The sequence below is a fragment of the Bacteroides mucinivorans genome (assembly GCF_034654355.2).
In the GTDB taxonomy this organism is placed as follows: domain Bacteria; phylum Bacteroidota; class Bacteroidia; order Bacteroidales; family Bacteroidaceae; genus Bacteroides; species Bacteroides nordii.
Map to the genome: position 1 here is coordinate 5109726 of NZ_CP178179.1, position 12809 is coordinate 5122534.

5 protein-coding genes and 2 tRNA genes are annotated in these 12809 nt (G+C 43.3%); 2 read left to right on the forward strand and 5 right to left on the reverse strand.

Annotated elements, in window-relative coordinates:
• Positions 1-33 precede the first annotated feature (33 nt).
• Positions 34-106: transfer RNA gene (locus VCM39_RS19445), tRNA-Phe, on the forward strand.
• A 14-nt stretch (positions 107-120) separates the two neighbouring features.
• A tRNA-Pro gene (locus tag VCM39_RS19450) sits at positions 121-193 on the forward strand.
• Between the two features lie 169 nt (positions 194-362).
• Here VCM39_RS19450 and fucO read toward each other — a convergent pair.
• The 5 genes from fucO to VCM39_RS19475 form a co-directional block, all read right to left on the reverse strand.
• Entirely contained in the window at positions 363-1517 is a 1155-nt protein-coding gene (gene fucO, locus VCM39_RS19455; protein ID WP_279209421.1) for a lactaldehyde reductase, read from the reverse strand.
• Positions 1518-1526: 9 nt separating this feature from the next.
• Entirely contained in the window at positions 1527-4793 is a 3267-nt protein-coding gene (locus VCM39_RS19460; RefSeq protein WP_322933251.1) for a DUF4450 domain-containing protein, read from the reverse strand.
• Positions 4794-4953: 160 nt separating this feature from the next.
• A complete protein-coding gene (locus tag VCM39_RS19465; RefSeq protein WP_322933250.1) occupies positions 4954-7065 on the reverse strand; it encodes a hypothetical protein in 2112 nt (703 codons plus the stop codon).
• A 231-nt stretch (positions 7066-7296) separates the two neighbouring features.
• A complete protein-coding gene (locus tag VCM39_RS19470; RefSeq protein ID WP_322933249.1) occupies positions 7297-9378 on the reverse strand; it encodes a RagB/SusD family nutrient uptake outer membrane protein in 2082 nt (693 codons plus the stop codon).
• Positions 9379-9389: 11 nt separating this feature from the next.
• Positions 9390-12632 (reverse strand): SusC/RagA family TonB-linked outer membrane protein, encoded by a 3243-nt coding sequence (locus VCM39_RS19475; protein ID WP_221650280.1) that lies wholly within the window; start codon positions 12630-12632, stop codon positions 9390-9392.
• Between the last annotated feature and the right edge of the window lie 177 nt (positions 12633-12809).

The window sequence follows — 12809 nt, forward strand, 5'->3', positions numbered from 1 at the left end:
AATATACCTATCTTTGCACCCGCAAACAAGAAAGGTGCCATAGCTCAGTTGGTAGAGCAAAGGACTGAAAATCCTTGTGTCCCCGGTTCGATTCCTGGTGGCACCACTTTTAGTAAGCAGCGGAATGTAGCGCAGTTGGTAGCGCACTACGTTCGGGACGTAGGGGTCGGGCGTTCGAGTCGCCTCATTCCGACTAATTAGTAGATAAGCCACTCTTTATGAGTGGCTTATCTGTTTTTAGGAAAAATTATCAGAAGTACATTGGGATGGCTATCAAAAGCAGTTAGCTTCGCTTCACAAAACAAAACATCCGAACTGCATATGTGCATATCCGGATGTCCGTACTAAACTAACAATCAACTTTAAAATGCTTTGCGATAGAGTGCTTCAATATCTTCTACAGAAGTAGGACGTGGATTCCCCCCCGTACATACATCATTAAAAGCCGCTACGGCTAAAGCCGGGATATCTTCTTCTTTCACATTGATTTCATGCAATTTCTGAGGAATATTAATACTAAGAGAAAGGGCTTTTACAGCTTCAATAGCAGCTTTTACGCCCTCCGCTTCGGTCATACCTTCCGTATCTACCCCCATCGCTTCTGCAATCCGGATATATTTTGATGCTGCCGGAGATTCTGCGTTATATTCCATTACATAAGGTAAAAGCAAAGCGTTGGCTACACCATGCGGAGTGTCATAAAAAGCACCTAACGGATGAGCCATAGAATGAACAATGCCCAGACCTACATTAGAAAATCCCATACCGGCAATATATTGTGCCTGCGACATAGCCTCACGGGCGGCAGTATCTTTTCCGTTATCTACGGCAGCTTTCAGATTCTGAGCAATCATTTCAATAGCTTTCAGCTCAAACATATCACTCATTGCCCAAGCCCCCGGAGTAATATAACTTTCAATAGCATGAGTCAATGCATCCATTCCGGTAGCAGCTGTCAACCCCTTCGGCATAGAGTACATCAATTCCGGGTCAACAATGGCAACAGCGGGAATGTCATTAGGATCAACACATACCATCTTCTTTTTGGCTTCTTCATCGATAATCACATAATTAATGGTTACCTCAGCAGCCGTTCCGGCAGTGGTAGGCAATGCAAAGGTAGGCACAGCCTTGTGTTTTGTGTCGGCAACACCTTCCAGAGATTTTACATCGGCAAACTCCGGATTATTCACCACAATACCAATACCTTTAGCAGTATCAATAGAAGAGCCACCACCCAGAGCTACAATAAAGTCGGCTCCGGAAGCCTTATAAGCCTTCACACCATTCTGCACATTGGCAATAGTCGGGTTTGCTTTAACGTCACTGTAGAGTTCATAAGGAATGTTGTTAGCTTCAAACACTTTGATAACCTCAGCAGCCACACCAAATTTAATAAGATCTTTGTCTGTGACAAAGAAAGCTTTTCTGAATCCACGACGGGCAGCCTCTACAGCGATCACACTGCGGCAGCCGGCTCCGAAATAGGATGTTTCATTTAATACAATACGGTTCATAATTTCATTTTATTTTTGTAAGGTGATTCCCATTATTCCGATGACAACATCGTTTGACAACGTCTCCAGCGTCAGGCTCTTTAACTCTTTATGCGGATCGAGCAACATATCAAGTAGTACTCCGGCACCTCCGTCGATAGGCCGGCCGTAAACCCCTGTAATATTCAAGTCCTTTTCAAGATTATTACTAACCAGTCCCGATTTGAAATGCAAACGATACGGACGAGGCGTTTGAAGACAAAAAGCAATCCCGTCTACATAGAAGTCCTGTTCGATAGGACACCAGTTGTCCGGATTTATAAGCTCCAACACTTCTGAAGTGCCATCTGCATAATGTACACGAATAACACCATTGGCAATGTGGCACTGCATATGATTGGTACTTCCTGCCAACAGCAGATAAGCATGGGATGCTTTTCCGGTGAGCGGTATAGTCAGACTATCAGGATAATTGTCCCATAAAGAGGTAAAAGCGATATTCTTTCCTTCGGCAGGAGTACGAAAAGGAACCCCCAAACTGGTAGATAACAATCCGTCACGAACCTGCGCCCGCATACCTGAGTCATCAATATCAGCAGTCAGTGTAGGGTGGCACCACTCACCTATCCCCTGTTTGGGGAGCTGTAAGGTAGTATAAGGAGAACGCGGAGAAAGATATTCATTCCGATATATATCTGTAACCGATGCATTGAATACCATCTCCATGTTAACCGGTTCACAAACCCCAGTCTTCACCCGGGTAAATGAAGGTACAACCGATACATCCTCTTGCTTTATATTCACATCAACAGGTTGCCACCATTGCATTTGCCCTTGTTGTACATGTACAAAGAATGTATGATGTCCTGACCGGCCAGATACTTTTCCTTTCAATACACTCTTATCAATAGAAGACGTTGTAAATACTCCCTGCGGATCATACAGTTTATCAAAAACAACTCCTTTCAAAGCAGGTAAAGCCAAGTCCTGGTCGGGAAGCAGTTCTGACCTACCTTCGAAAATAGAACAAAGGGTATCTCCTCCCCAAACAATCTCAATGACTGCATTCCGAACAGTTGCAGGAGTCGTCACAGCTATCACCGGATGTCCGGAAGCTGCTTCTATAAATTCCCATTTAACAGATAGTCCGTTTACCTTTACGGATTCTATATTCTCCCAAGGGGCATTCACCTGTAAAGTTACCGCCAACGGAGTTGCAAAATGTTGCTCAATCTTATAAATATCCTTCGTCCCCTTACGCCGGAAGCTGTAAGCAATATCCGGAGTAGAGAGAGCTGCCTTCTCCCAATCCATAGGAAAACCGGGACGGATCAAAATCCGCCCATTCATTGCATCAGGCAAGATGCCAAACAAGCCTTGAATCAGCAAGCGGGAAGCAACTCCAATCGGATCACCGAAATCGCGGTAACACTCTCCACGTGCAGCATCATAAAAGCTGATCTGTCCGAAATTGCCGGGACTATCTCCCAAATACATACCATCAAGTACGGAACTCTTCATCAGTTTATATCCCGCTTCGGCACGGCCCGCCTGAAAATAAGCCAATGCAGTATGCATTACCTCAGCAAAAGCCACATTGTTAATACTCCATGAATAAGGCAACCAATTTGTGGTTGAAACCGTTGCATACCCTTCGTCGTTCAGTCCTTCGCCACGAACCGGTATATGGGGGATTTCCGTATCTACATAACGTGTCGCCTGGTAGGCCTGAAAAGGATCCGCCACCTCACTGTCGAGTGCATGATAGATGGTCCATACCCCCGCAGACTGATGCAAACGACGATGTCCCATGAAATCCTGATATTCGGCCCAATGACCTTTATCAGATAACCAGAGACGGTCATTGAGGGCTTTCAGTATTTTCTCTGCTTCGGCACGGTAAGGTGCAGGATTCTCTCCTATCTTCTCTGCGATAAGGGCAGCCAGTTTATTAGCCCTGTAATTGTAGGCTGATGAATGAGTGACAGCACCACTGTTATAGTACAGCGCATCGCTGGCCCAAATACAGGCATATGCATCATAAAGCCCGTCATTATCGGGATCGTAATTCAGTTTTTCCCACGCCAGATGACGAACAAGTACCGGCCACATCTGACGGGCGTATGTAACATCCCCTGTCCAGTTAAAGTGCCAGAGGAGTTCATCAATATAGCACAGATTCATGTCATAGTGATGCATCTGATCATTCTTGCGGGGATTACGACAAATATATCCATTACTATATTGAGGAGTTCCCCAACGCTTTTCAGACCGTGCCAGATTCAGTACAGAATCCTGAGCCGGATGAGGGATCGTATTCGGGACTTCAGTTACCTGACTGGCAGCATACGCATCGAAGTGCGTCCGGGCACGATCATGCCAGCCAAGCACGTCTCCGGTATAAGCAGCACGCCAGCCACTAAGTGGCATACGCCATCCCACGGCACCGTGCAGCCATACTTCACCGTCCCAGATACCATCGGCAGCTACGGCAAGCGCTCCTCCCAATGTATTAAGATAGGCATCTGGTGTTTCCACATGAATACGGGAAGCCAGTGTAGCACGTGCCTGTTCGGCGGCATCATACAAGCGATGGCCCTCTTTCTTATCCAGTAGTTGCAGAGAAAAGTCTTCAAATAATAAATAACTCGTACCATTCTTCAAACGGATATCATGACATTGCATCTGTTGAGGATCGGCAGGTGCCTCAAAGCTATCCGCCGGATCGGCTCCCATGTCCCCATTACGGTTCAACCGCCGTGCTTTTATCTCAGAAATAAGGACGGTGAGCACAGCTCCGGAAGGAAACCCGGAAGGTTCTATCTTCCAGATAGCTCCATCAGCCTCCGGCAGAGCCAGTGCAGCAATACGAAGTTCTCCTTTCCCCCAATTCGGATCTGTAAGATGATACGTCCGGCGTCCAGGGGTGTAACGTGCCTCACAATAAGCCACAGAATCCAGCATCACTGAGTAATCAGCAGGTATAGAAAGTCTGAAACGGATGTTTTTACTATTTCGCTTATCATAGGTAGCAAACACAGGACGGTCACTTGTTTCCAAACGAAAAGCAGAAGAGCTACCATAGAGTGCACGAGTATAACGATTCTTACCGTTCACACAAACAAAATCGTCCCCTTCGGGACGGTACTGCAGGCTGCGGGCAGCCCCACGCTTATGATCATTATAAGAAGTTGATTCAATAAAGTCGCCTATTCGTTTCACCGTCCCCTGTGCCTTAACACAACCAGACGACAAACCGAAAAAGACCAACAGTATAAAAGATAAGTATCGAAGCATGAAAGTAGTGATTAGTGAGTAGTGATAAGTGATTAGTGAGTAGTGAGTAGTGATGAGTGATAAGTGAGTAGCGATTGGTGAGTAGTGATAAGTGGTTAGTAGGCTGCGCTGTCATCCCGCACGGCACTAATCACTTATCACTACTCACTAATCACTATTTCTACGGCATTGGCTTCAGTCCTTCCCAACGTACATTCCACGTTCCGTCCTTCGGGAAGCCCGGATTCTCTGTCTGGCAACCATCCCAACCGGCACACATCATAGCCACTGCGGTCAACAAGCCACCATTTCCCGGCAGATAAACCCGCAAACGGCCATCCTGATAATTGTGTCCATTTACCAAATACGTATTGGTACGTTTATCCATCAGTAAAGCACCTACTGCTTTTTCCGGTTCACCCAGGCGGACAGCATTCATAGCCGTCATAGGATAGTCCCATCCCCAGGTCTTACCCCAGTTCCAGTTGTCCCATATCCAGTGCAGAGTATTTTTCATATAGTCATCGCGAATCAGCTTATTCATCGGCAAAATACCCACAGCACCCAGCACCGCCATGTGGTCAGAAGTAAAACGAATATCTTTGTAAGTATCAGTTGCTGTTTCGGCAGCCAAATACAACTTATCTTCATTATAGGCTAATGGAGAAAGTTTATCAATCATTTCATCCCACTCCAGATTACGTTTTTCGCCGGCACGTTCACGCCATTTCTGCGCTGTCTCCATAGCAAAATGCCAATATGATAACTCAAAAGGAGGATTTACTGTTTCGGCAGCCCGAAGTGTTTCTTGTGCCGGAATGGCTCCTTTCAATACAAAACGGCCTTCCAATTCATCATATGTAGCAAAGGAATACATAAACTGAGCAGTCTCCTGTACGAGTCGGTTGTATTTCTTTATCACTTCATCCGACGGATTATTACGATACAATAATTCGGCCAGATAAATAAAGTGCGGTTGTTGCCAAATCAGGAAACTACCTACTTTAGACGGTGCTTCTGTCCCACTCGGATCGGTCATCTTCATCCAGCGTACTCCATCGAAACCTTGTCTGCGAGCTATTTCACGGGCAACAGGTTCTACTGTTTCATACCAACCCAATGTACGATCAAGCAATTCTGCACGGTTCCACAATGCAAACTGAGCCTGATGCCACCAGATCATTTCGAGATGAAACTTACCAAACCAGGAGTTGTAAGTCAGTCCGGTCTCTTGTGGAGGAGTTGTTCCGGCACATTGGATAGCAAGAAGATATTGACTCAATACCACACGGCGTTCCAATTCCTTGGCACGGGTATCCGTACAGGCAGAAAAGTCAACTGCCGCACCATTTTTCCAGAAAGCAGTCCAATATTCAGCAGCCTTCTGTTCGGTTTGTACTGCAGTTGCAGTCTCCGTAGAGGCTCCTTCCGGTGTGAAGGCACAAGTAAAAGCCAATGTATCTTCTTCGGGAGTAAGCACAAAGTAATTTTTATCCTTTTCGCCAAAGAGAGCTTTACCTTCCCAGCGAATCGTAACATAATAAGTGGTAGCATCCAACGTGCGCTTCAGTACAACCTGTTGCCCGTCCTGGCTAACAATAGTGGTAGAATGTCTCTCATTGGCATCCCACTTACAGGCATCATCACAATGTCCGCCTGTCGGATACGGAAAACGGAAGTTCACAGCCGGATGTGCAGCAGAACGAACAATGGCTGCCAGCATATCTGCTTCGGGATGACAAGCCGTTTGTACTTCAACGGGAGTCCCATTTAACTTGAAGTTACTATTGATAGTTCCTTTCCAGAGATCAAGTGTCTGTTTCACATCTGTAATCTGCGAAAGTGAGGAAGAGTCGCGTCCAAAATCAAAACCTACCATCCCTAAATGAAGACGATGTGGATTCACACGAAACCAGTTGGCTGCTTCTTTCTGACGTCCAGCTTCATTGAACTGTACGGAATAAGGTTCCATGCGGCCACGGCCAAAATCATAATCTTTCAGTGTTTCTTCATGTTTATAACCTTCCGGGTTGGTAAACTCATGCCAACCCCATTGGCTTTGTGTACCTAAAGGCACGCCTTTTGTATAGAGTTCCGGATATGTTTGCAAGCCGGTAGCATCTACAGTATATGCAAATTCACCGTTTCCAACTGATAGGGAAGCAAGAGAATCAAAAGCTGTTACCTGGGGAGAATTGCGATTAACAAGTGCCTCACGGTCAATGGGCGTTTGCTTCTTCGAACCGCAGCTTACCAATGTCAATGCAAGCAAAGAATAAAACAGTTTTTTCATGGTATTTAATATAGTTGATAAAAATTCAGGATGTTGATGAGTACAAAGATAGAGGTTTCTATAGGATTTTTCTCTGCACAGATTGGCAGAAAGACTAAGAGATTTGCTTTACTGATCATCCAAAGACACCTATAAAGAATCTATCGGAGAAAAAAATCCTCTGCCACCGAAATAGTTTGGCGACAGAGGATCTGATTTATTGTGAATTTAAATCACAAAAGAAAGAATTGATTATTTATATCCGGGATGTTGTGTCAGATTCGGATTGTCAACCAGTGGGTGACCGGCAGACTTAGCTGCAAAAGGCAACAATTCTGAACAGTTTTCCTTATAGCCATAGTAAAGACCGTCACTACCGTCAGCAGCTTCAATCCAGTCGGGATATTTACCGCCGTTTTCTGCGGATCCTGTAGGTTTCTGATAAATGATCTTACCAATTTGCAGTGCATTGAAACCTTTGCCAAAGCCTACAGCCTTACGGGCATTACCATTGAATGTACTGGTATAGGCTTCGAACATATTAACCGGGTACCATTTATCGCCTGCATTAACAGCAATACCATGTGCACGAACTATTTCAGCCAGTTTAGTCTGGAAAGCATCATATTCAGCTTTATTTGTAGGTACAGCTTTTGCTACTGCAATTTCGTTATCATCGGTCAAATCAATATAATCAATTGCCAGGAAAGTATCACCATAAGTCTGTGCATCTTTATGGAACTTATACAAACGATATACCGATACATCAGCATATTTGTTCTTACGATCTGAAAGGTCTTTCATCGCTTGCTTTGTTGCTGCCAATTCTTTGGCGATGCGGCCCATACGGATCAAATCTGTACGAAGTGAAAGTTCTCCGCCAAATTCCCATTTACGTTCCTGAGCCAAAGCATCCTCGAATTCCTGCGGATCAGTAGGTATCGGCAGTGACCCTACACCGGCACGATCGCGAATCTCTTTTAAAGCATCTTTGGCAGGCTGAGTCGGAGCACCATTCAGATAGTTCTGAGTTTCAGCATACATCAGCAATACATCAGCATAACGTATAATAGGGATATTTACATTACGTTTGTTTGCATCAGATTCCGGTGCCACACACCAGGGGATACGGAATTTACCCGACATGATACAAGAGTAAGTAGTACCTACATCCACCCAGGTATCATTACTTGCACCACCTTCCAGAAAATAAATACTGTAAGAAGTACAGGTCACATCCCGGCGGGTATCGCCTTCTTCAAAAGACAAATAGTAAGTAGGCAAAATGAATTGCATCGCTTTACGCGAACCATACGTACCACCTCTGGTACCCGGATGTGCATACAAACCAAACTTTGAATTCGTCGTTGCCCCATACTGTGCCAAACTCCAAAGAATCTCTTTATTCAGACTGGTGAATTTTCGCTGACAGTAATTATACCATAAATTCTGAAAGCCACTCATTCCACCTTCTGCCTGAACCAGTGAGTTCTGTCCATGCTCTATGATATCGTTACAAGCTTTGTCGGCTATCTGATAAAGTTCACGCACACGAGCTTCATCACTACGACGGGAAACTTTCAATGTAGCCGGATCATTCGTTTCAAGATTCCAACGCAATGAATAACCTCCGGCATAAAGAGCCACACGTGCCAACAGTGCCAAAGTGCTCTGTTTGGTTAAACGTTCGGTAGTAGCAAAACCACTTTCTTCGAACCAGGGCATATAATTTGCAGCAGTCTGCAAGTCTGATACGATACGATCATAAATGATATCACGAGACGTACGTTTAGGATAGAAGGTCGATTCGTCATCCGGATCCATATCTTCCAGAGGTTGCCAGTTTGCGGGAACATCACCATAAATGCTAATCAGATTAAGATAGGCAAAAGCACGCAGTGCAAGAGCTTCCCCCAACAGGGAGTTACGCTTGGTAGTCTCCGGCATCATGTTCAGATTCTTAATGGCAATATTAGTTGCCTCAATAGCACCGTACTCTTCATTGTAAAGCGTAGTTACGGTATAAGGAGAGGTTGAATCATAAAACCAGTTACAAATATTGTATTTTCCGTTGTTAGTAGTACCGTCCTCACTGGAGTGAGTTACAGTTTCACCTGCCATCAACTGATAGACCATCTCTGTAGGAATAATACCACGATAACAACCTGTCACGAATAATTCGGCAGCTTCCTCATTCTTAAATACAGTTTCAGAATCGGCTGATGTATAAGAAGGCATTTCGAGCCAGTCCGCACATGACGTCATTCCCATGGAAAGTGCCACTACAGACAAAATGACTAATTTCTTTTTTGTATTGAATAATCTCTTTTTCATAATGCGTAAGTTTAGAATGTTAAGTTAAGACCAATGACATAACTTCTTGAACGTGGATAAGTAGAACTATCATATCCCGGTGTACAAACAACCTGATCATTAGCTGCAGAAACCTCTGGGTCATAACCGGAGTAACCGGTAATCGTTGCCAGATTATTGGCTGTGAAATAAAGACGCGCGTTAGAAATCATAAACTTCTTCAGCCATACCTTGGGCAATGTATAGCCCAGTGTCACTTGTGCAATACGCAAGTAAGAACCGTCTTCCACATAGTAAGAAGAAGGATAAGTGATATAACCGGAATTTGTTTTACCTAAATTCCATGTTGCAGAAGCCTCATTCGGATTCAGTTCTTTGTAACGCTCTAAAGTAGTGGCCTGTTTACCTGTCTGCGGATCGATCATGCGATAGTAGTGATCGCCAAATTCAGTAGGTACATTCTGGAAAGCAGCATAAGGGCTCATACTGTGTTTAGTAGCATTGTAAACATCATTACCAATAGAGAATTTCATGAAAACACTCAAGTCAAATCCACGATAACTAAAGGTATTATTGAATCCTCCGATACAGTCAGGGGTACCATTACCAATCTTAGTCTCCTTTTTAGTGAACTGAGGGTTACCGTCTTTATCCACATCATTCGCAGCAAACTTGATATCACCCGGTTGCGGTGTTCCCTTTTCAGGTCTGACAACACCATCTTTCAGCGCTAATTTACCGTCTGTACCCTGAACAAAATCATCTGTCGTATAAACACCATCATAAATATAGCCATACATATCACCTAAACTATCACCTACTTTTGCATAATAGTTCACCATACCCGAACGGTTACTGCCTACAGAGAAGGTTTTGCTCTCGATTCCATTTTCCAAAGAAAGAACCTTTGAGCGGTTGAAAGCCAGGTTCAAATCACTGGTCCAACGGAAATCTTTGGTCTGTATATTCACTGTATTGATTGAAACCTCCCAACCGCGGTTACGTATCTTACCAATGTTTTGGAATTGATTCTTATAACCGGTTGAAGAAGGGATCACACTCTTCAATAACAGGTTGTCTACTTGGTTGTTATACCATTCAGCAGTAATATTCAAGCGACTATTGAAGAAGGATAAGTCCAGACCAATATTAGTAGAACGCATAGTCTCCCATTTCAATTTCTTATTTCCCAGAGTTTCATCTACAATATAAACAGGAGACCCCACTATATTATTCATCGGATAATCAGACTCTTTGAAAGAGGTAACATACATATAGTCACTGATATTACAGTTACCTGTCGTACCATAACCTACACGCAACTTAAAGCTATTGACAACATCTGCCACTTTATTATCTTTCCAGAAACTTTCTTCTGAAATACGCCATGCTCCGGAAACCGAAGGGAATATTCCCCATTTGTTACCTTTTGCAAATCTGGAAGAACCGTCACCACGGACCGTACCTGTCAACAGATAACGCTCATCAAAGGAGTAATTTACACGTGCAAAAGCAGAAACAACGCCATTACGCGAGTGGCTTACCGATTTTGATTTTACGGTAGCATTATCAATCTTATCCAACCCAAAGATATTAGGATAAGGGAACTTGGTAAGTTCCATTTCATTTCCTTCAGATTCAGAATAAGTTACTTCATGTCCCAACAATACATTTACTTTATGTTTTTTAGCAAATGTCTGGCTGTAGTTCAAGGTGTTGGTGATTTGCCATTTATAAGATTCTTTGTTTTCAATACTACCATTCATACCTGTATTCTGATCCATCAGATATGAAGTAGAGTTTTCATCAGCAAAAGAAGTCGATTTAGAATTTGTCCAGGTATAACTACCGGCTGTACGCCAGGTAAAGTATTTCAGAATATCTATTTCAAGACCTGCATTAACGGTATAAATACGAGAACGTTTGTTAGAAGTGGAAGCCTCATTTTGTACAAGCGGATTGGCTGTATCGAAACTGGCATCTAAAGCAGAAAAGTCCGGATAAGTCTGTGTATGCAGTAATTCATCCTGAGTAAAGAGTGTACCACCAATAATCGGTTGAAGCAACACATTCTTCATACCAGAATAAGCGCCACCGCCATCAACTGAGTTATTGGAAAACATAGTATTTACATCCACACGTACACCTTTATAAAGCTCTGAATTTACTTTAGCGCGAAAAGAGCTTTTCTTCATACCGTGATTGGCCAGCAAACCATCCTGCCCGTTGAAGTTGTAACTCAACATTACCTGAGTTTTTTCTGTACCGGCGGTAACATTTACATTGTGAGATTGAGTTAGAGCAGAACCACCGAAAACTTCATCTTGCCAATCAAGCGTAGAAGCTCCGGCATAACGGTCACTGATACGACTATAAGCACCTGTATAAAAATCAGGAGCATCTACACCTAAACTATTATCGAAAACATTACTGTAGTTAGCCAATCCACCCTGAAGTGCAGCCAACTCATACTGATATTTTGTAAACTGTTCAGCATTAGACATCATATCCAGTTTTTTGGAAAGTTTGTCAAATGAGAAGTAAGTATTATATGTTACCTGTGTCTTACCTTTTTTACCCGATTTTGTTGTAATCAAAATAATACCATTAGAGCCACGCGCACCATAGATTGCTGTAGAAGAAGCATCTTTCAAAATGTCGATATTCTCAATATCATTGACGTCAATGTTTGTAAGAGCATCTTCCATCTCAAAACCATCAACAATATAAAGTGGTTTGGTACTCTGTGTAATGGATGTTCCGCCACGTACTGTAATTTCAACTTTTGCACCTGGTGCACCACCTGCAGTAACAATATTAACACCGGCTGCCTTACCCTGTAGAGCTTGTGCTGCAGTCATTGCAGGTACAGCTGCCAAATCTCCTGCTGAAACAGAAGAGGTAGCTCCCGTAAGATCTCTACGTTTTACTTTCGCATAACCGATAGCCACTACTTCGTCCAGCATCACACTGGATTCTTTTAATGTAATGTCAAAATGAGTTTTACTACCGATTAATACAGTCTGATTGTCATAGCCTACAAATGAAACAACCAACTCCTTGGCAGAAGCAGGTACCGAGAGTTTAAAATTACCATCAATATCGGTAATCGTACCGACAGAATTGTTGCCTTTCACAGTCACAGAAGCACCAATCACCACGTCCATCGCATCGCGAACCGTACCGGTAATTGTCTTGTTCTGAGCAAAAATGCTTAGAGGGTAGCTTATTAACAGAAGCATCAATAAGCAGAAGTTTTTGCGTAAGATTCTCATAGATTATTAATATATAATTTGATAATAAATAAATTCAAGTTTAACAAAGCATGCTCCGTTATCGAACACAGGTTTTGTGTCTGCAAATATAAGGGGTCTCATAATCTACAGATATGCAACTTTTGACAGAAACACTCTCATTTTTGATTTTCTTTAAGAAAAGATGCGCTTTTTAAG